This is a genomic window from Exiguobacterium sp. s70 (assembly GCF_018618315.1).
Taxonomy (GTDB): Bacteria; Bacillota; Bacilli; order Exiguobacteriales; family Exiguobacteriaceae; genus Exiguobacterium; species Exiguobacterium chiriqhucha.
This window is the reverse complement of record NZ_JACSLV010000007.1, coordinates 55,622-73,483: the sequence shown is the minus strand read 5'-3', so window position 1 is coordinate 73,483 and position 17,862 is coordinate 55,622. Positions and strand designations below refer to the sequence as shown.

Below are 17,862 nucleotides of genomic sequence, written 5' to 3'. Positions count from 1 at the left end.
TGTCAAAGGAGGAGCCCATATGGCCAAGAAGGAAAAACAACCGTACCATATCGTCACGTTCACGTTTCCAGAGGAGTCCATCTCGTATCAAGCGTTCAGCAAGTTGAAAAAGTATCACGCCGAAGGACTCGTCGGGTTCGAACAACTCGTCATCATCAAGCGTGAGGACAATGGCGCCTTCTCGTTCGAGGATGCCGTTCAACTGACACCGACGAACAAGTCGACCAAAGGCGCGCTCATCGGGATGGCCGTCGGGATTCTCGGCGGACCGTTCGGGATTCTGTTCGGTACGCTCACGGGAGGACTCATCGGAGGAACGAAAGATTTGAAACACGTCCAGAGCATTCAAGAGACGTTCAAGCGGACGGTCGGGAATATCGAGCCCGGACAGACCGGGGTGATGGCGATTGGGGAAGAGTTCGATCACTCGGTGCTCGATGGACTGGCGGCGGAACTGGGTGGCACGGTGACACGGACAGACGAAGAACTGTGAAGGGGAGTCGGACTACATGAAGATTGGTATTTTAGGAGCAGGGAAAGTCGGACGGACGCTCGGGCGCAAGTTCGAGGATGTCGGCTATGACGTGTTGTACGGGACACGGTCAGAACGGGAAGGGACGATGTCGCTCCAGGAAGTGGCATCGAATGCGCAAATCCTCTTATTGACGACACCGTTCGCGGCAGCCGTTGATTTGATTCAATCACTTCGGGACTTGGACGATAAAATCGTCATCGATGTGACGAATCCGATTGCCAAAGAGTTTGATTCGATCGAGCGACCGGAAGGAAAATCGGGGGCCGAACATCTGCAAGAACTCGCCCCCCACGTCCGTATCGTCAAGGCGTTCAATCAGACCGGTGTCGAGAACTTGGAGAACCCGAACATGTCGATGATGTTCATCGCTGGTGACGAGCAGGAGTCGGTCCGAGCCGTTCAAGACCTTGCCTCGAAGATCGGCTTCGACGCCCATACGCTCCGCCACTTGAAACTGGCGCGAGAGCTCGAGTCGCTCGCGTGGCTATGGATTCATTACGCGACGAAAGAACGGAAGCACCGGAACTTTGCGTTCTACTTGAAAGAGAATAGTTTTTAATAGAAAAGACGGTCACGCGTTGGCGTGACCGTCTTGGTCGTTAAAAAGCAGCTTGACGCTCAGAGCGAGTCTTCAACGATTCAATCGTCTCGCGCTCGATTGCTTCGACTTCGCGTTGTTGCCAGCCTGGCATGAGGAACGCGTCGACGAGCGCCCAAATGCCTGCTACGAACAATCCAACGAAACCAATCAAGACGACGGTAAGGATGATTGAACCAACCGTAAGAGCTAGCATCCCAAGGGCGCTACCTGTCTTTTTAAAGTAGAAACGGTGTGCGCCGAAACCGCCGAGGAAGAACCAAAGCAAGTACGCGACGACGAGATTGCGTTTCTTTTTCTCGACTTCGCTGTTGACGAGGAGCATTTCCTCTGTCGATAAATCGGTACGTGAATAATTCATGATGTGATGTGCCTTCTTTCCAAAAATTGATATAATGAATGCAGTCTTTATTGTACCGGGAAACGGATGAATTCCCATGATTTTCTATTATTTATTTTTGGAAGCGAGGAACAACCGAATGGGTTTTGCGATTGTGACGTTCATCGTCGCGTTTATTCACGTGATCGCCGGAGCGGTCGTCTTACATAAGTATCCGCAATATAAATCGATCGCCATCAGTATGATCGTGCTCGGTTTCGTATATGGTCTATTGACGGTGGGGTTCATCGTCCTATGAACAAGTTCTTGAAACCTCGAGTGAGCTATACAAATGAAGATGCATTTAAACTCGGGATGTTCATTATGCTCGGGCTCACCATCATGGATGTCTTAGGTGGTAACGTGCCAGATATGACTTTGGCGCTGGCTGCGACTCTGTTTTATGCGTGGCGCCGTGACGTCGCGGCGACACTTGGTGAGGAAGCATCTCGTGCCGTCGGGCGCGAATCAAGTGAACTGGCGTTACGAGGTGTTATCGTCGCCTTGATGATTGGACTCTTCGTCTCGTTCTTCATGGATACGTTGACCTACTCGCTTGAAGCCCTCATGTATTATGGGTTGGCGTTCGTATTCGGATTAAAAGGGATGGGACTTTGGTTTTTCATGCCGGACACAACGGTCGAAACCGAACTGAATTAATATGAAGAACGATGTGGCACACGCCTCATCGTTTTTTCTTATGGTTGATGTCAGACGAAAACGTGAATAGGACAAAGAGTGCTGTTATTGTCTGCATTGGATCGGAAGGAGTTTTGTTATGTGTACAGCAATCACGTACGCTCCGCACGCCCACTACTTCGGCAGAAACTTAGACCTGAACGTGTCCTATCACGAACAAGTGACGATCACGCCCCGACACTATCCATTCAACTTCAGACGGATGGGCGAGAACGCGAACCATTACGCGATGATCGGAATGGCGACCGTCGTGGAAGACTACCCGCTCTATTACGAGGCGACGAATGAAAAAGGGCTTAGCATGGCCGGGCTGAACTTCCCAGGGAATGCCGTATTCAAGCCGGAAGTCGACGGAAGAGACAACATCTCTCCATTCGAGTTCATTCCGTGGATCCTCGGACAATGCGCGACAATCGAGGAAGTGAAAGAGCGACTGGCGACGATTCAGCTGATCAATCTCAACTTCAGTGACGCGCTCCCGCTTCATCCGCTGCACTGGATCATCGCCGACAGTGATACCTCGGTTGTCGTCGAGCCGATGGCGGACGGGTTGCGTGTGTACGACAATCCAGTCGGCGTCTTGACGAACAATCCGTCGTTCGAGTATCAGCTGTTCAATCTGAATGATTATCGGCACGTCTCGACGAAACTGCCGGCCAATACGTTCGCGCCGACATTGAACCTCGATGCCTATTGTCTCGGATTAGGCGGGCAAGGCTTGCCAGGTGACTTATCGTCGACGTCGCGTTTCGTCCGGGCAACGTTCGCTACTTTCAACTCGGTCTGCGAACCGACCGAGGCGTCAGGTGTCGGTCAATTTTTCAAGCTGTTGGATACGGTGATGCAAACGCGGGGCTTGAACGAGGCCGAGGATGGGACGTATGAGTACACGATCTATTCGTCATGTTGTAACGTCGACGACGGCATCTATTATTATCGGACGTATGGCAACAACCGAATCACGGCTGTGTCGCTGTTCCATGAACCGTTAGACAGCGAGCAATTGATCACGTATCGCCTACAACACCAACAACAAATTCATTATGAGAATTGAGAACAGCCCTCTTCGCGCGAAAGGGGCTGTGTTTTACAGTATGTCGTTATAGAGCGGGGCCTCATCGTCCGTGCTGATGATTTTCAAATGACGCTCGTCTTTCACGTAGACGCTCTTATAAGCGACGCGTTCACCTTCATAGAATAAGATGACGCGGTTGCCGTCGTTGTCCGTCTCGACTTTCGGTTCATACTGCTCGATTTCAATCGTTTCCTCGAGCACGCCATACTCTTCGTATGTAGACAGGTCGTCTTCGTTTGAGCAGGCGACAAGAAATAGGGAAGCGACCAGCGCGAGAAATGCTTTCTTCATCGTATCTCTCCTTGTTTGATAGTTAACCTATCAAATATACCGCAGATTGATATCTTTTTCAAAAGAGAGCCAGGATGAGTCAGAGAGGGTGGTCATGCACCGATGACTAACACGACACGTCCTTCTTCTAACGCAAGTGACTTGATGTTGCCTACTTTCACTTTTTGGAGCGGGCCGATCGCACTCAAGTCGAGCGTCAGTGTTCGAGCATCGTAAGTGATATAAGGCGAGTGGTTTAAAAACTTGTCGTTGAAGATTTCTTTATCCGTCGGCTCGACCTTTACGACAGTGAACACAATTTTCCGCCCGTGAATCTCTTTTGGCACCAATGTCAGTTTCATCCGAACATCTTTCGAGAAGAAAGCGACCCCGACTTTCTTTGACCCTGCTAAAATCAATTGTCCGTTTGTGATCTCGACGGTCACATCCGACAGCTCGGGGATTTTTGGACTTATGAACGATTGAAGTTTGGACGCCTCGAGTGGGACTGTGACCGCTACGTTATTCATCATCTTCTTGAACATACCACCAGCTCCCTTTACCATTTTTATACTATCCTAAATGTTTAATACCTTTATTTTACAATCTTGAACCCTTTGTTTTGGAGAAAGTGATCCATAAGAAAAGACCAAGCTGCGCGCTTGGTCTTTTCGTTAGGCCGATTTATCGTTGTTTTCTTTTTTCGCTTTTCGAGCGAGCGTCAAAATCTGATATACCTTGAAGAAGTCATACGCGGCTACGGCGATGATGAAGTACGTCCAGAAGCTGAAGCCGTACTCTTGTACCGAGTAGTAGGCGAGGACAGTGAACAGAATCCCGAAAGAGAGACTGAACAAAAACATAACTTTTAAGTGTCGCGGCATCAATGCCACCTCATTTCTACATTAAGAATAATACGACCATGACGAGCGCGTTGTTGAACGCGTGAATCGCGATCGGCACGATCAAGCGACGCGTCTTGGCATAAGCGACCGTGAAGGCGAAGCTCATCGCCACGTAAACGAGAATCTTGTTGTCACCGTGGATGAGCGCGAACAAGAGCGAGCTGACCGCAAACGCAATCCAGAACCCGAAGCGGGCGCTCAAGTTGCCGAACAAGATGTGACGGAACAGAATCTCTTCCATAATTGGTCCGAGCAAGACGACCGAGAGCGTCATGACTGGGACGAGACGGACGATATCCGCAATTTGCTCGGTGTTCTGTGACCCCATGACGTCACCGGAGATCCACGTCTCAATCAAGTTGGCGACGATGACGAGCCCATATTGCATGAGAATCCCGAGTCCGATCCATTTGACCGTGTCGTTCAAGTTCGACTGGATGCCCTGTTGTTTATACAACTTTAAGTCAGGCCAGAGCAAGAAGACCGAGATGACGATCGTCAAGCTGAACCCGATGGCGAACCAGAGACCGGTCGCCGTCGGCGTGATCCATTCTGGTCGCACTCCGCTAATCAATACTGGAAAGAATTGAACAAACGCGTATAGCAGAATCGGGATGATATGCCGAATCCGAATGTTAGGCGCCATCGAAAAACGGGTATTTATCGATTGGTTTGAGTTTAGTGTAGCCAATTCAACACGTCCTTATTCCTAAGAGTCAACGTTCCTTTTGACCATTGTATCAAATAAGGTCTCTTGACCGCGAGTGGGAGCATTTTTTCGATGTTCCCGCTTGCATTTTCAGGCGTCTCATACTACACTAATCAATGTTAGCACTCCTTTTTGATGAGTGCTAAAACTTACGATTCAACGATACATCATTCATATTCGGAGGAGGTTTTTTCTATGTTAAAACCACTAGGCGATCGCGTCATCATCGAAGTCGTGGAGAAAGAAGAAAAGACGATCGGAGGCATCGTGCTTCCTGACACGGCGAAAGAAAAGCCGCAACAAGGACGCGTCCTCGCAGTCGGTACAGGCCGCGTCACGGACCAAGGTGAGCGAATCGCGCTCGACGTCAAAGAAAATGATTTGGTCATCTACTCGAAGTACGCGGGTACCGAAGTGAAGCATGAAGGCAAAGAATACTTAATCGTTCGAGAGAGCGACATTCTTGCAATCGTAGGCTAAGACTCACCATTCTTCAAAAACTTTTCTAGGGGGAAATGAACAATGGCAAAAGAAATCAAATTCTCAGAAGACGCACGTCACGCGATGCTTCGCGGTGTCGACGCACTCGCTGACGCGGTAAAAGTCACAATCGGACCGAAAGGACGCAACGTCGTCCTCGAGAAGAAGTTCGGCTCACCGCTCATCACGAATGACGGTGTGACGATCGCGAAAGAAATCGAACTCGAAGACCACTTCGAAAACATGGGCGCGAAGCTCGTTGCCGAAGTCGCGTCGAAGACGAACGAAGTCGCAGGGGACGGTACGACAACGGCGACAGTCCTCGCTCAAGCGATGATTCGTGAAGGTCTCAAAAACGTGACAGCGGGCGCGAACCCGATGATCCTTCGTAAAGGAATCGACAAAGCGGTTCGTCGTTCACTTGAAGAGCTCAAGCTCATCTCGAAACCGATCGAGTCGAAAGAAGCGATCGCCCAAGTCGCGGCCATCTCGGCAGCGGACGAAGAAGTCGGCGAGTTGATCGCGGAAGCGATGGAACGCGTCGGTAACGACGGTGTTATCACGATTGAAGAATCACGCGGCTTCACGACAGAACTCGACGTCGTTGAAGGCATGCAGTTCGACCGTGGTTACTTGTCACCATACATGATCTCAGATTCAGACAAGATGGAAGCGGTGCTCGACAACCCGTTCATCTTGATCACCGATAAGAAAATCTCGAACATCCAAGAAATCATCCCAGTGCTCGAGCAAGTCGTGCAACAAGGGAAGCCAATCCTCATCGTCGCTGAAGACATCGAAGGCGATGCACTCGCGACACTCGTCTTGAACAAGCTCCGTGGTACGTTCAACGCGGTCGCAGTCAAGGCACCAGGATTCGGGGACCGTCGTAAAGCGATGCTCGAAGACCTCGCGACGCTCACAGGCGGCCAAGTCATCACCGAAGACCTCGGTCTCGAGCTCAAGTCGGCATCACTCCAACAGCTCGGACGCGCATCGAAAGTCGTCGTCACGAAAGACACGACAACGATTGTCGAAGGTGCTGGAGACGAAGCCACGATCAAAGCACGCGTTCAAACGATTCGCAACCAAATCGAAGAGACATCATCTGACTTCGATCGTGAGAAACTCCAAGAGCGTCTCGCGAAACTCGCAGGCGGCGTAGCCGTCGTCAAAGTCGGCGCAGCGACAGAGACAGAGCTCAAAGAACGTAAGCTCCGCATCGAAGACGCGCTCAACGCGACACGCGCAGCCGTCGAAGAAGGGATCGTCGCCGGTGGTGGTACGGCGTTCATCAACGTCATCCCAGCCGTTCGTGCGTTGCTTGCAGAAGTGACAGCGGATGAAGCGACAGGTGTGAAACTCGTCCTCCGTGCCCTCGAAGCACCGGTCCGTCAAATCGCGGAAAACGCTGGTGAAGAAGGTTCGGTCATCGTCGAGAAGCTCAAGAACGAATCGGTCGGCATTGGCTACAACGCCGCGACGGGCGAGTACGTCGACATGATCGCACACGGTATCGTCGATCCGGCGAAAGTGACGCGCTCAGCACTTCAAAACGCAGCATCCGTCTCAGCCATGTTCCTCACGACAGAAGCGGTCATCGCAGACAAGCCAGAACCAGCAGGCGCTGGCGGCGGCATGCCTGATATGGGCGGCATGGGTGGAATGGGCGGCATGATGTAAACCCACTCCCTTCGCGCAAAGCCATTTATTAGCTATAGCTAATAAATGGCTTTGCTTTTTTGTCTAGTTGGTATTTATTAAGCATACATAATTATCTTTATATCCATATTGTATAAATGAAATTCTCCAATATTACTTTTAATATGTCTATTTTAGATTATATATGTAAATATTGGTAATTAAATAGTGTTTTTAATCTATATATTGTATATAGTAATTAAATAGGATATTATTTCTAATAACATAGTGGATACCGAAGACTGTTTTTGGAGGCGTAAAATGTCATACAAAATTCCTAAAAAATATATTAATAAATTAGCGAAGACCAACAAAATTAAATATTTTGGTAGAGATGTTGCAGAAGTTATTGTAGATTTAGAGACAAATCATAAAAGTGACCTTATGTATTTAGAAGAAATATTTCAGTTTGCGAGTAAATATATCACTTTATTAAAACCCGAAAATAGCTTTCCAGATACAGTGAAAACGCCAGAGTTATTTATGCAAAAATTAATTGATGAAGGAATTATTCATTACAACCAGATTAATAAGACATGGCAGCCAACGCTTACGGACAACATAAAGATTTGTGCAGTAAAGCATGTTGATTCTACAGTTTACTTGAAATTTGTAATTGGAAAAGAGACTATTAAAAAAAACGAGTGGGACTACGAAACAGTAAAATATCCTCATATAATATCGGCGGCTTTAGATTTTCAAAACGAATTAATTGAAGTTCGATGCGCTAAATCTGAAGTAGATAAATATAAAAATCATATTATGTCATTAATGGGTTTTGCAAAACCATACGAGGCTTTTTCTGTTCCTAAGATGACGAAAGAAACTGCTGAAGCATTTTGTAAAATATTATCAGCAGGTATTATTTCTTCTCATATTGCCTTACCTACTACGGTTGGAAGTGTCAGGTTTAACGGTATTAAAGGAATAGATTTGAATAAGGATGACACTCTAACAGCTATAAAAAAAGCCTTTGAAAGTATTGGTTTACCTACAACCGATACTATGGATCAAGAAGCTATGTTCGAATTTACAGACCCGTGTACCAATATTCAATTTGATGTCTATCTCCATGTGAATATTGAAGAAGGATTCTTTAAATTTAAAGAAGAGGTAAGTGAGGCGGTTATTAACCACGTAAAAGAAGCTTTACTAAGGGTCACAAATCACGGTACTGAAGATTTATCAGGAGATGAAATTGCGGTTAAAGTAGTAGTTGAAGAGGTATTAGCAGCAGAAAGTCAAGTAGCGCCTGCCTCAATGGAACAACAAATGAAGCTGGATATTAAATAAAACCTAAGGAGGAGTAGATATGCAAGCAAAAGTGTCAGTATCAAAGTTTAATCAATTACTGGAATCTTGGGCATCGCAATCTCCTCCTATTATGCAATTCACAGTTGAGAATGTTTTAGATACTCTTGGATTAGACAGCTCTTATTATAGTAAAGTATTAGAGTTACTTATGAAAAGAAATGGAGATGAAATCATAGCTCAAAAGGTTGCACTTTGTCCATCTAATCATAAATTGCGTACGTTTTTGATAGACGAAGAAGTAGATGATAATTTTGAGTGCTTCTGTCATGAGAACGAATTTGAAGTGACTAAATTCAAGCTCGTTTTCTCTTTTGAGGATGAGTTCAAGGCGGATTCTTTAAAAAAAAAAGAGAATCGAGTGAGTCGTTTGAAAGACCTAATGTTAATTTAAATAGTACTCGCGATTTAGATGACATAGAATCATTCACTAATATGGGGAGGGGGGTCTACGTTTTTATGGTAGACAATAAAGGGATTTTTAATTTTCAATCTCATATAGAAGGCTCTAATCAAAATGTAGGTCATGGAGCAAACCAACTTTTAACTAGCAGTCAAAAATTAGACTTAGAAGATTTAACTAAGGAATTACTTGATTCATTAAACGGGATAGAATTACAGCAGGAACAAAAACAGGAGCTAGAAGAAGTTATCCATGCTGCCACAGAAGAAGTAAGTTTAGATGAGCCTAAAAATGGTATATTGAAAATTTTCTTAGAGCAGACCAAGAATGTTATTGATACTGTTAATAAAACACCAGAGCTAATCTCAGCTTATCAAAAATGGGCAGATTTTATTCAAAGTTCTATGACGTAATTTACCTAATAGATAATTCGATAAAAATAAAAAGTCATAAAAGGTGTCGCTTTTAAAATCATAGCGACACCTTATTTAAATCAATCCGTCTGTTTCCGGTTATACATCACAATACTTCCAACGAACACAATGAGCGCCCAGGCAGACAGAATCGCAAGCTCCACCCATGTAGAGCCGAGTCCAGCACCCGCCTCGATTTGATGCGCGAGGTCGATCAAGACGATGTTCGGCAAATATTCGAGTAAACCGATGATAGAGAAACGGTCCTCGTACACCAACAACATCGGTGAGAACGAGAAGAAGAAAAACGCCGGCATGACGATGAGCGAAGCTTCCATGACCGTCTTCGTCATCAATCCGAGAATCGTCCCGATCCCGATATAAAAGAACGTCGAGACGATCAATGCGAGTGAGATAACGAGCAGGTTCGCAGGGCTGTATCCCATGATAAAGGCACACGCCGCGATGAGGATGAGCGTCGTCACGAACGTGAGCGCACTCTTTCCGAGCAAGATGTCGAGCGTGCTCGCCGGCGATAACATCAGCCCACGGAGTGTGTTCTTCTCTTTCTCTTCGGCGATTAAGGCACACTGGACGAACGTTGCAACGAGGCTGAACGTGATATTGATGACGAAGTACGTCACGTCGATGCCTCCTCCGCCGAGCTGTGAATAGAAGACGGCGAAGAACAGCGGCATGATCAACGTCGAGGAGACGAATAAGTTCCGCGACAAGTCTTTATAGTCTTTCTGGAAAATGGCGAGTGCCCGTTTCATTGAAAATGTCATGATAATTTCCTCCCCGTTACTTCGATAAAGATATCCCCGAGCGTCGGTTCGTTCGAATGGATGGCCGCGATGTTTTGATCACGCATCTGTTCATGAAGCCAGTCCGCCCCATCTTTTCCTTGCTTCAATTCAACCGTTTCCCCGTCATGCAGTTCGACGCGCATCGAGCCGTTCGCATATTTCCGGCGCAATCGTTTCGGAGCGTCGAGCAATTGAATTTCCCCTTGATGTAAGAAGGCAACGCGGTCGCACAGTTCCTCTGCCTCGTTCATGTCGTGCGTCGTCAAGAAGATGGTCGTCCCTTTTGCCTTCAGCCGTTCGATGCCTTTATAAATGTGGCGCGAGTTGACCGGGTCGAGCGCCGACGTCGGCTCATCTAAAAACAACAGTTCCGGTTCATGTAATAACGCCCGGGCCAGTGTCACCCGTTGCAGCATCCCACGTGATAAGGCGGAGATGCGTTTTTTGCGTTCCCCGGCCAAGTTTACCGTCTGGAGCACATCATCGATGCGTGTGCGTGGTTCGTCGTATAGGTCGCAGTAAAGTTGTAAGTTCTCTTCGATGGAGAGGCGCGTGTATAGGCCGCTGTTATCGGTCAACACACCAATCCGTTTCCGATACTGTTCTTGTTTCAACTCTGAGACTGGGACACCGAACACGGTGGCGTCTCCTGACGTCTGCGCGAGTTGGGACGTCAAGATTTTGATGGTCGTCGTCTTCCCAGATCCACTTGGTCCGAGGAAGCCGAACACTTCTCCCTTGCCGACAGAAAACGTCACGTTGCGTAACGCCTCTTCATTGCCGAATAGCTTTTTTAATCCGTTCACTTGAATGATTGAGTCCATTCTCGTTCCTCCTTGTTGATGTCGTATTTCCTGGTTACATCATATCGAGAGGAAGAGGCGGGTGCATTAGAATGGCCATAAATGGCGCTTCTTGAGGACTGAGTGGAGCGAATCGGGCGGTGAATGGAGCTTATTTTAGCCCAATCATCGTCTTCAATTCGGCCATTTTTGTCTTCGAGAGTGGAATGGTTGTCTTCGCCGAATCATCGAGCACGAGGCTGAAACTGTTCTTCGTGTACGTGATGACTTCGCGCACCCGTTGAAGGTTGACGATGTACGATCGATGACAGCGGAAAAAGCCGTACGGCGTCAGACGCGTCTCGAGCTCGTTCATCGTGAAGACGCTCGGGAATTGTTCAGACTGACTGTGCAACACGGATTGTCCGTCCTGGCTTTCGATGTAGTCGATTTCCGGCGGATCGAGCAAGACGATTTTCTCGTTCACTTTCGTCGGAATCTTCTCGAAGCGGACGTGCATCACCTCTGGCGTGACGTCTTCGTTCGCCTCCGGTTCATCGGGCTCCACATCGAGTAGGCGCAAGTGTCGGTGGTCGATGCGATAGACGGTCGACGTGACGAACAGGGCGCTCTCCATATTGCTCGTCAGAAGCAGGATAGCTTTTTGTTGTTGCTTCAGTTGCAGCAAGACGGTCGCGAACAAGTGCCGTGTCTCTTGATCGACGTTTTGATCCGGTTCTTCGAGGACGTAGATGTCGCGATTATGTAGCAACAGCGCTGCGTATTGGACGCGCCGGACGAGCGACAAGCTGAGTCGGTTCAATCGTTTGTTCCGATATGGGGTGAGTTGAACGGTTTGCAGGACTGTATCCAGCGATTCCGTCGATTCGTAGAGCGTATGCGTGAAACGCAAATATTCCTCGACCGTCAAGCGGTCATATAAGCCGTCACGGATGGAGAAGACCGAAAGCGTGTAATTTTGTGTATCGATGGTCCCGGAGTAGTTCGCGTGCGAGTCCGTCAATAATGCGAACAATATTTCCCGGGAAGTGACACCGCAGTGGATGGCTGCGACTTCACCCGGATTGATGGTGAACGAGATATGTTCAAGGATGAGCGTGTCTTGTTGGCGAACAGAGACGTTGTTGAACGTAAGCACCGAATCCCTCCCTTTTTAGTGGGATTATACCATTGATTCATAGAAGACTTGAGTAACGAATTGGAATAAGGCTATGCTAAACTGGAGATAATTTGAAATTAGATAAGGGTGTGTCGGTGAAGATGATTGAGGTCATTCCGTTAGATTTTGATAAAACGAGTATAGATGAGATTGATCGGGCAGCTGATTACTTGAACTATCCGGTGATTTATATTTTGAACGGAGAGAAGGAAGCGTATATCGGGGAAACGGTACACTTTCAAAAGCGCATGAAACAACATCTGAAGCTGAAACAAGCAGACCGGAAGAATGTGGACCAAATCAATCTCGTAAAGCATGAGACGTTCAATCGGTCGGCGACGTTCCATCTTGAGACGAAATTGATTAACTACTTTTTAGGGGACGAGAAGTACACCTTACAAAACAAAAGCAAGACGGCAAGCGACTTCACACACAACTATTACAATAAATCGTTCTACGACAATGAGCTGTTTCCTGAGTTATGGGGTGTGCTACATAAGAATGGGCTCGTCGAAAACGACCTGCACGCCATCGAGAACAAAGACATCTTCAAATTGTCGCCGTTCAAAGAACTATCCGTTGAACAGATGGATTTAAAAGAGCGTGTGCTTGAATTCTGTGAGACACGGATTGCGAAGGCCAAGCCCGAAGACACGTATGGAGACTTGTATGTCATTGAAGGAGAGGCCGGTGTCGGCAAGAGTGTCGTGCTCAGTTCTATCTTCAATACCATTCAAGCGCGGACGAACGAGGCGGGTTCGAATCTGCATCAGACGGAGAACTATCTGGTCGTCAATCACGAGGAGATGCTGAAGACGTATAAAGGGATTGCCAAACAAGTCAAACACTTGAAGGCTGTCAATTTCGTCAAACCGACGCCGCTCCTTAACAAGTTAAAAGATAAGAAGGTCGATATCATCTTGGTCGACGAGGCGCACCTTCTATTGACGAAGTCAGATGCATACAACAATTTCCGGGCAGAGAATCATCTCGAAGAATTGATGAAGATCGCCAAGGTTGTCATTGTCATCTTTGACCAAGACCAAGTGTTAAAGCTGAAGAGTCGGTGGGATCAAAGCAAGTTGGATGAGTTTAAAGAAAAAGCGAAGTGTTTGAAAACATATAAACTGACGAATCAGTTTCGGATGCAGGCGGATGAGGATGTCATCGATTGGATCAACGCCTTCAAAGCTAAGCAGATACAAGCATTCCCAGCTTCTAAAGACTATGATTTACGCGTGTTTGAAACGTTGGAAGAGATGCACCTAATGATTATCGAACAAGACAAGAAACATGGGCTCAGTCGAGTTGTGTCGACGTTCGATTACCTTCATAAAAAAAATGGGGAAACGTATTACGTCTATGGGTCGAACGGGTCGTACAAGATGCCGTGGAATACGACGGGCGGTAAGACGACGTGGGCCGAAAAATCTGAGACGATTGCCGAGGCCGGATCGATCTATACGATCCAAGGTTTTGATTTGAACTACGTCGGCGTCGTGCTCGGTCCTTCGGTAACGTACGATGAGACGAAGGATTGCTTGGTGATCGACACGAATCTTTATAAAGACACTGGTGCGTATGCGGGAATTGACGGCGTCAAAGATGTCGAGTTGGCGAAAGAACAGATTGTATTGAACTCCATCAATGTGTTGATGAAGCGAGGCGTCCGAGGGCTTTATTTGTATGCGAGCAATCAAGCGTTACGAGACAAGCTATTACACATTCAAAGAGAGAAGGTACAGATATGAACGAAGTACAACGATTGATGGATAAAGTAATCGAATTCCGAGACGAGCGCGATTGGGCGTTCCACCATAACCCGAAAGACTTGGCGTTGTCGTTATCGCTTGAGGCGAGCGAACTGTTGGAGTTGTTCCAATGGGTATCAAGCGAAGAAGCGCTCGAGACGAAACATGTCGAGATGAAAGAAGAGCTCGCGGATGTTCTCATCTACGCGCTCACGTTCGCCCATGCGGCAGGGATTGATGTGTCGCAAGCGATTGAAGAGAAGCTCGAGAAAAATGCGGTGAAGTATCCGAGTCCGCAATCATAAGTATTTTATTAGCTGGATTACAAAAAACGAAAGGAGACTAACATGTATCATTACTTAAACGACATATAACCCCTCATTCGCCCACCGCCTCTTCTCAATGAATATTTCTTTACGAAAATTCATTGGAAAAGGAGCGGAAATAATGAATCGAAATATATACGTATTATTGGTGGTTCGAATTGTAGCGAATTTTGCAGATAGCTTTTACTTTTTAGCTTCAATTTGGTTTGTTAAAGAAAATACGGACTCGACATTTTGGATTGGATTGGTTGGCTTTGTAGCCATGATACCGGTGGCTTTTCAATTTTTATATGGGCCGTTGATTGATCGTTATTCTAAAAAGGTGTTACTTCTCATTTCGATGGGAGTTCAAGCAACCATATTGATGCTATTGGCGACGCTTTATATGATTGATCATTTGACAGTCGGCGGAGTCATTACATTATTGTTCATTGCGACTTTAGCGAGCGAGTTGAGTTATCCGACCGAGCACGCACTTGTTCCGGTTCTTGTGAAGCAAAAGGATCTTCAAAAAGTAAACTCACTTTTTGCCTTTACGTATCACAGTTTAGATGTTGTATGTAATGCATTGGCCGGGATTGTCTTGACGTTTATCGGTGTCGGCCTTGTATACACGAGTAATGCTTTTCTCTATTTACTGTTATGTGCAGGGATTGGACTTGCGTTGCGGATTGATGAGGTTGTTTGGGAATCAAATAAAGAGAATCGGCAATCTGGTTATTACCAAGAGTTGAAAGAAGGATTTCGATATTTTTGGAATCTCGGATTTCTTCGACGCTTTATTCTCGTCTTCACATTACTGAATCTGCTCATCACAATTTCATTAGGTTTGTTGCCGATTCTGGCGCCAACTGAATTTTTGTACGGGAGTTGGTTAACAGCTATCTCTATCGGGACGCTGATTGGTAGTGCCATATCGATGAGGTTAGGAGAACACCGATTGCGATTGATATTTATTGGAGCGACGAGCGTTGGAGGAATGACTTGGTTGATTTCTTCTATTTGGTTGACGACGAATTTAAAACTAGTGTTGTTCTTTTTTGCTATTTCGTGGATTGCAATTGGGATGATGGGTATTCAATTTCAAACACTGTTGCAACGTCAGATTGAAGCATCGTACCTTGGAAGAACGCTCACCGTTATATATGCGGTGCAAGGTGTTTTAGCACCTTTTGGTTATTTACTTGGTGGGACGTTAGCTGATTTTGTATCGCACCTATTCCTTTACGTCATTGGTGCAATTACATTGCTACTCGCAGGTTTATACTTCGTTGTCGATCCGTTTTTAAAGCAGGTGTCAGTAACGAGTAAAGAATAGAGCGTCAGATGACAAATGGAAAAGCAGTACAGCCCGTTACTAGGCCTGTACTGCTTTCGTCTGAATCATCGTGATGACCTCATCCGTCGTTTGGATGGTCGCGAACTCCTCGTTCAAATTGGCGAGGGACACATCATGGATGACATTCGCCGGAATCAATGAACCGCTCAATGAACGACGGTCGAACGTCGCCGTCGCATCGGATACGACAATCGGTCCGAATCCGAAATTCCCGGCCATGCGGGCGGTCGTCTCGACACAGTGGTTGGTGATTAATCCCGTGACGATAATGGATTGAGCTTGATGTGCTTCGAGAATCTCTTGCAGATTCGTGCCGATGAAGGCGCTGTTGACCTGCTTCGTGAGAATCGTGTCCTGTTCGCGTGGACGAATGAAGTCTTGGAACAAATGGCCATCCTTTTTGAAATAAAATAAGGACTCGGGCACTTGTGAGACGTGTTGGACGTAGATGATTGGCTGATTGGCCTCTTCCCAAGTGGTGATGAGTCGTGCGATGTTGTCTTCACACATCGGATTGTTCCTATTGCCCCAACTCGGGTCGTGGAACGCTTGTTGGACGTCGATAATCAATAATGGTACGACTGTGTTTTGATTCATGGTTGTTTCCCCCTCTTTAACGTTAAGTTAAGTGTAGCGGGGAGGAAGAGTTGATTACATACTATATCAACGGAGTTAGGTGTGTGATTCTTTAAAATGAACGGAAGTTTGGAGATACAACTTACGATTTGAAAGTGGGGACTGAAATGGACGAAATTGATCGACATATCGTCAGCTTGATGCAGGAGAATGCGCGGATTTCTGTCACGGAGCTCGGGAAGCAGATTGGCTTATCGACACCTGCTGCGAACGAACGATTGAAGCGACTTGAAGAACGTGGCGTCATCACAGCGTATCGTGCTGTAATCAATCCTGAAACGTTAGGAAAGCATGTGACGGCCTTCATTTTGTATGACACGACACGGTGCGAGGCGTTCCGAGAGTTTTGCCGGCAACAACCTAGCGTGATGGAATGCCATCGTCTCGCCGGCCAGTACAGCTATTTGGTCAAAGTGGTGACGGAAAATGTGCGGTCGCTCGAGACGTTCATCGATGAATCGATGGCATACGGCCAGCCGTCGTCACTCATCAATCTGTCGTCGCCGGTTCCGTTTAAAGCGGTGGAGTGAAGGCGGAAGTGATTCGAATTTAAGTCATGAATGGTCCTCTTCATACGGATTCGCATATAGATCAATGTCAAACTCGGCACGAATCCGATCGACGAATTGAATCGTCTTCAAATCAAACACAAGCGACGGTGTTTGACCGTTTTCCATCACGATTACAATGGTAAATTTCGCTCGGATGTCGTCGTACGCGTTATAAATGTCATCTAAAATTGTTTCTTTGCCACGAAGTTGCGCAATGATGTGTTGCAGCTGATCGTTCACATCAAATGAAGGCTGATAGCCCGTACCGAGTGACCACGAGGTATATTCACGAGGACGAGACGAGTAGGTACTCTTATCGCCTCGTTCAAATGTTTCGGTAGGGGTTAATCCAAGCTGGTGTGAAACGTCTTCAATTGAGAAATCATCGGCAAGCAGTTGGAAATAGACCAGGACTTCGGTTTGTGCAGGATTCATGAATACCCTCTTTTCTTTGTATGACAGTCTATTTGAATAGTAACGATGCAATCGTGAGAAAGGAATATGAATATGACCCAACGTGAACGGTTCGAACAACTCTATCACTCAGGAAAGCGGTCGACCCGACAGGCGGCGCTTTTGTTTTCATTGGTCACGGCCATTGGATTCATTTTATTGATGAGCGAGGAACGGCAGCTCGCTGAACTGATATGGTTTGTACTTTTGGTCCCCTCCATCTTTCTCGTTAAGATTTGGGCACGGACGAGCACGTTACTGCGATTCAACTCGTCCCCTGAATATACGCGACTAGTTCGCCTTGAGTTTTGGGTGGCGATGGGCCTCGTTGCACTCTATTGTCTGTTGATGCTGACAACGCTCTTAAAGCCCGAACAGTTCGGTTTGAGTGTTGTCGTAGCGGGCCTCTATGGGATTGGATGGATTATGTCATCTAAGATTGATCAAAAACTTGCGAAGATTGACCCGGAACACGTGACGCATAAAGTGTATGAGCGCGGGAAAGTGGATTCCTTTCCTAAATGAAGGCAGTCAAAATAAATGAAGGCAGTCAAAAA

Annotated in this window: 25 protein-coding genes; 15 read left to right on the top strand and 10 right to left on the bottom strand. The window is 46.8% G+C overall.

Going from position 1 to position 17,862, the window contains the following annotated elements:
• Window positions 1-19 precede the first annotated feature (19 nt).
• The gene (locus tag KNP84_RS14070) at window positions 20-493 is read left to right on the top strand and encodes a hypothetical protein (RefSeq protein ID WP_021065377.1); all 474 of its coding nucleotides are present in this window, start codon (window positions 20-22) and stop codon (window positions 491-493) included.
• 16 nt (window positions 494-509) lie between these two features.
• Entirely contained in the window at window positions 510-1,094 is a 585-nt protein-coding gene (locus tag KNP84_RS14065; protein ID WP_214764640.1) for an NADPH-dependent F420 reductase, read from the top strand.
• A 40-nt stretch (window positions 1,095-1,134) separates the two neighbouring features.
• Here KNP84_RS14065 and KNP84_RS14060 read toward each other — a convergent pair whose 3' ends face one another.
• Complete coding sequence (locus tag KNP84_RS14060; protein WP_035385696.1) at window positions 1,135-1,494, bottom strand: TM2 domain-containing protein; 360 nt, start codon at window positions 1,492-1,494, stop codon at window positions 1,135-1,137.
• 118 nt (window positions 1,495-1,612) lie between these two features.
• Between KNP84_RS14060 and KNP84_RS14055 the strand changes: the two genes are divergently transcribed.
• The 3 genes from KNP84_RS14055 (at window position 1,613) to bsh (ending at window position 3,265) form a co-directional block, all read left to right on the top strand.
• Window positions 1,613-1,771 carry a hypothetical protein gene (locus tag KNP84_RS14055; RefSeq protein ID WP_214799891.1) on the top strand — a complete coding sequence of 53 codons (159 nt, stop codon included), beginning with the start codon at window positions 1,613-1,615 and terminating at the stop codon, window positions 1,769-1,771.
• Window positions 1,772-1,791: 20 nt separating this feature from the next.
• Complete coding sequence (locus KNP84_RS14050) at window positions 1,792-2,172, top strand: hypothetical protein (protein ID WP_215115025.1); 381 nt, start codon at window positions 1,792-1,794, stop codon at window positions 2,170-2,172.
• Window positions 2,173-2,290: 118 nt separating this feature from the next.
• Entirely contained in the window at window positions 2,291-3,265 is a 975-nt protein-coding gene (gene bsh, locus KNP84_RS14045) for a choloylglycine hydrolase (protein ID WP_215115024.1), read from the top strand.
• A 33-nt stretch (window positions 3,266-3,298) separates the two neighbouring features.
• Here the strand turns inward: bsh and KNP84_RS14040 are convergent, their stop codons facing one another.
• From KNP84_RS14040 to KNP84_RS14025, 4 genes are all read right to left on the bottom strand, one after another.
• On the bottom strand, window positions 3,299-3,577 hold the full coding sequence (locus KNP84_RS14040) for a putative periplasmic lipoprotein (protein WP_215115023.1): 279 nt from the start codon (window positions 3,575-3,577) through the stop codon (window positions 3,299-3,301).
• Between the two features lie 92 nt (window positions 3,578-3,669).
• A complete protein-coding gene (locus KNP84_RS14035; protein WP_214756781.1) occupies window positions 3,670-4,101 on the bottom strand; it encodes a hypothetical protein in 432 nt (143 codons plus the stop codon).
• A gap of 129 nt (window positions 4,102-4,230) precedes the next feature.
• Entirely contained in the window at window positions 4,231-4,440 is a 210-nt protein-coding gene (locus KNP84_RS14030) for a YdiK family protein (RefSeq protein ID WP_131472784.1), read from the bottom strand.
• 16 nt (window positions 4,441-4,456) lie between these two features.
• The gene (locus KNP84_RS14025; protein ID WP_215115022.1) at window positions 4,457-5,107 is read right to left on the bottom strand and encodes a CPBP family intramembrane glutamic endopeptidase; all 651 of its coding nucleotides are present in this window, start codon (window positions 5,105-5,107) and stop codon (window positions 4,457-4,459) included.
• 258 nt (window positions 5,108-5,365) lie between these two features.
• On the opposite strand from KNP84_RS14025, the gene groES reads away from it, so the two are divergent.
• The 5 genes from groES to KNP84_RS14000 all read left to right on the top strand — a co-directional run bounded on the left by groES (window position 5,366) and on the right by KNP84_RS14000 (window position 9,478).
• On the top strand, window positions 5,366-5,650 hold the full coding sequence (groES, locus tag KNP84_RS14020; protein WP_021065365.1) for a co-chaperone GroES: 285 nt from the start codon (window positions 5,366-5,368) through the stop codon (window positions 5,648-5,650).
• Between the two features lie 42 nt (window positions 5,651-5,692).
• Window positions 5,693-7,333 (top strand): chaperonin GroEL, encoded by a 1,641-nt coding sequence (gene groL / locus KNP84_RS14015; protein ID WP_021065364.1) that lies wholly within the window; start codon window positions 5,693-5,695, stop codon window positions 7,331-7,333.
• 279 nt (window positions 7,334-7,612) lie between these two features.
• Window positions 7,613-8,644 carry a hypothetical protein gene (locus KNP84_RS14010; protein WP_215115021.1) on the top strand — a complete coding sequence of 344 codons (1,032 nt, stop codon included), beginning with the start codon at window positions 7,613-7,615 and terminating at the stop codon, window positions 8,642-8,644.
• Between the two features lie 19 nt (window positions 8,645-8,663).
• On the top strand, window positions 8,664-9,056 hold the full coding sequence (locus KNP84_RS14005; RefSeq protein WP_215115020.1) for a hypothetical protein: 393 nt from the start codon (window positions 8,664-8,666) through the stop codon (window positions 9,054-9,056).
• Window positions 9,057-9,121: 65 nt separating this feature from the next.
• A complete protein-coding gene (locus KNP84_RS14000; protein WP_215115019.1) occupies window positions 9,122-9,478 on the top strand; it encodes a hypothetical protein in 357 nt (118 codons plus the stop codon).
• A gap of 80 nt (window positions 9,479-9,558) precedes the next feature.
• Here KNP84_RS14000 and KNP84_RS13995 read toward each other — a convergent pair whose 3' ends face one another.
• The 3 genes from KNP84_RS13995 to KNP84_RS15385 all read right to left on the bottom strand — a co-directional run bounded on the left by KNP84_RS13995 (window position 9,559) and on the right by KNP84_RS15385 (window position 12,228).
• Complete coding sequence (locus tag KNP84_RS13995) at window positions 9,559-10,266, bottom strand: ABC transporter permease (RefSeq protein WP_215115018.1); 708 nt, start codon at window positions 10,264-10,266, stop codon at window positions 9,559-9,561.
• Window positions 10,263-11,111, bottom strand: coding sequence for an ABC transporter ATP-binding protein (locus tag KNP84_RS13990; protein WP_215115017.1), 849 nt, complete (start codon window positions 11,109-11,111; stop codon window positions 10,263-10,265). The genes KNP84_RS13995 and KNP84_RS13990 overlap by 4 nt, the downstream gene beginning before the upstream one ends.
• Before the next feature lie 130 nt (window positions 11,112-11,241).
• Window positions 11,242-12,228, bottom strand: coding sequence for a LytTR family transcriptional regulator DNA-binding domain-containing protein (locus KNP84_RS15385; RefSeq protein WP_215115016.1), 987 nt, complete (start codon window positions 12,226-12,228; stop codon window positions 11,242-11,244).
• 122 nt (window positions 12,229-12,350) lie between these two features.
• Between KNP84_RS15385 and KNP84_RS13980 the strand changes: the two genes are divergently transcribed.
• From KNP84_RS13980 to KNP84_RS13970, 3 genes are all read left to right on the top strand, one after another.
• Window positions 12,351-14,000 carry a DUF2075 domain-containing protein gene (locus tag KNP84_RS13980; RefSeq protein WP_215115039.1) on the top strand — a complete coding sequence of 550 codons (1,650 nt, stop codon included), beginning with the start codon at window positions 12,351-12,353 and terminating at the stop codon, window positions 13,998-14,000.
• The gene (locus KNP84_RS13975; protein WP_214754722.1) at window positions 13,997-14,305 is read left to right on the top strand and encodes a nucleotide pyrophosphohydrolase; all 309 of its coding nucleotides are present in this window, start codon (window positions 13,997-13,999) and stop codon (window positions 14,303-14,305) included. The genes KNP84_RS13980 and KNP84_RS13975 overlap by 4 nt, the downstream gene beginning before the upstream one ends.
• A 142-nt stretch (window positions 14,306-14,447) precedes the next feature.
• Window positions 14,448-15,644 carry an MFS transporter gene (locus KNP84_RS13970; RefSeq protein WP_214754721.1) on the top strand — a complete coding sequence of 399 codons (1,197 nt, stop codon included), beginning with the start codon at window positions 14,448-14,450 and terminating at the stop codon, window positions 15,642-15,644.
• A 39-nt stretch (window positions 15,645-15,683) separates the two neighbouring features.
• Here KNP84_RS13970 and KNP84_RS13965 read toward each other — a convergent pair whose 3' ends face one another.
• On the bottom strand, window positions 15,684-16,262 hold the full coding sequence (locus KNP84_RS13965; protein WP_214754719.1) for a cysteine hydrolase family protein: 579 nt from the start codon (window positions 16,260-16,262) through the stop codon (window positions 15,684-15,686).
• 146 nt (window positions 16,263-16,408) lie between these two features.
• On the opposite strand from KNP84_RS13965, the gene KNP84_RS13960 reads away from it, so the two are divergent.
• Window positions 16,409-16,831: an Lrp/AsnC family transcriptional regulator gene (locus KNP84_RS13960; RefSeq protein WP_215115015.1), complete on the top strand. Its 423-nt coding sequence runs from the start codon at window positions 16,409-16,411 to the stop codon at window positions 16,829-16,831.
• A gap of 24 nt (window positions 16,832-16,855) precedes the next feature.
• Here the strand turns inward: KNP84_RS13960 and KNP84_RS13955 are convergent, their stop codons facing one another.
• A complete protein-coding gene (locus tag KNP84_RS13955) occupies window positions 16,856-17,287 on the bottom strand; it encodes a DUF4279 domain-containing protein (protein ID WP_215115014.1) in 432 nt (143 codons plus the stop codon).
• A 72-nt stretch (window positions 17,288-17,359) separates the two neighbouring features.
• Between KNP84_RS13955 and KNP84_RS13950 the strand changes: the two genes are divergently transcribed.
• On the top strand, window positions 17,360-17,830 hold the full coding sequence (locus KNP84_RS13950) for a hypothetical protein (RefSeq protein ID WP_215115013.1): 471 nt from the start codon (window positions 17,360-17,362) through the stop codon (window positions 17,828-17,830).
• Window positions 17,831-17,862: the final 32 nt, after the last annotated feature.

Coding starts and splice junctions, on each gene's coding strand:
- KNP84_RS14070 (WP_021065377.1), top strand. CDS start 20: ATGGCCAAGAAGGAAAAACAACCGTACCATATCGTCACGTTCACGTTT.
- KNP84_RS14065 (WP_214764640.1), top strand. CDS start 510: ATGAAGATTGGTATTTTAGGAGCAGGGAAAGTCGGACGGACGCTCGGG.
- KNP84_RS14060 (WP_035385696.1), bottom strand. CDS start 1,494: ATGAATTATTCACGTACCGATTTATCGACAGAGGAAATGCTCCTCGTC.
- KNP84_RS14055 (WP_214799891.1), top strand. CDS start 1,613: ATGGGTTTTGCGATTGTGACGTTCATCGTCGCGTTTATTCACGTGATC.
- bsh (WP_215115024.1), top strand. CDS start 2,291: ATGTGTACAGCAATCACGTACGCTCCGCACGCCCACTACTTCGGCAGA.
- KNP84_RS14040 (WP_215115023.1), bottom strand. CDS start 3,577: ATGAAGAAAGCATTTCTCGCGCTGGTCGCTTCCCTATTTCTTGTCGCC.
- KNP84_RS14035 (WP_214756781.1), bottom strand. CDS start 4,101: ATGTTCAAGAAGATGATGAATAACGTAGCGGTCACAGTCCCACTCGAG.
- KNP84_RS14030 (WP_131472784.1), bottom strand. CDS start 4,440: ATGCCGCGACACTTAAAAGTTATGTTTTTGTTCAGTCTCTCTTTCGGG.
- KNP84_RS14025 (WP_215115022.1), bottom strand. CDS start 5,107: ATGGCGCCTAACATTCGGATTCGGCATATCATCCCGATTCTGCTATAC.
- groES (WP_021065365.1), top strand. CDS start 5,366: ATGTTAAAACCACTAGGCGATCGCGTCATCATCGAAGTCGTGGAGAAA.
- groL (WP_021065364.1), top strand. CDS start 5,693: ATGGCAAAAGAAATCAAATTCTCAGAAGACGCACGTCACGCGATGCTT.
- KNP84_RS14010 (WP_215115021.1), top strand. CDS start 7,613: ATGTCATACAAAATTCCTAAAAAATATATTAATAAATTAGCGAAGACC.
- KNP84_RS14005 (WP_215115020.1), top strand. CDS start 8,664: ATGCAAGCAAAAGTGTCAGTATCAAAGTTTAATCAATTACTGGAATCT.
- KNP84_RS14000 (WP_215115019.1), top strand. CDS start 9,122: ATGGTAGACAATAAAGGGATTTTTAATTTTCAATCTCATATAGAAGGC.
- KNP84_RS13995 (WP_215115018.1), bottom strand. CDS start 10,266: ATGACATTTTCAATGAAACGGGCACTCGCCATTTTCCAGAAAGACTAT.
- KNP84_RS13990 (WP_215115017.1), bottom strand. CDS start 11,111: ATGGACTCAATCATTCAAGTGAACGGATTAAAAAAGCTATTCGGCAAT.
- KNP84_RS13980 (WP_215115039.1), top strand. CDS start 12,351: ATGATTGAGGTCATTCCGTTAGATTTTGATAAAACGAGTATAGATGAG.
- KNP84_RS13975 (WP_214754722.1), top strand. CDS start 13,997: ATGAACGAAGTACAACGATTGATGGATAAAGTAATCGAATTCCGAGAC.
- KNP84_RS13970 (WP_214754721.1), top strand. CDS start 14,448: ATGAATCGAAATATATACGTATTATTGGTGGTTCGAATTGTAGCGAAT.
- KNP84_RS13965 (WP_214754719.1), bottom strand. CDS start 16,262: ATGAATCAAAACACAGTCGTACCATTATTGATTATCGACGTCCAACAA.
- KNP84_RS13960 (WP_215115015.1), top strand. CDS start 16,409: ATGGACGAAATTGATCGACATATCGTCAGCTTGATGCAGGAGAATGCG.
- KNP84_RS13955 (WP_215115014.1), bottom strand. CDS start 17,287: ATGAATCCTGCACAAACCGAAGTCCTGGTCTATTTCCAACTGCTTGCC.
- KNP84_RS13950 (WP_215115013.1), top strand. CDS start 17,360: ATGACCCAACGTGAACGGTTCGAACAACTCTATCACTCAGGAAAGCGG.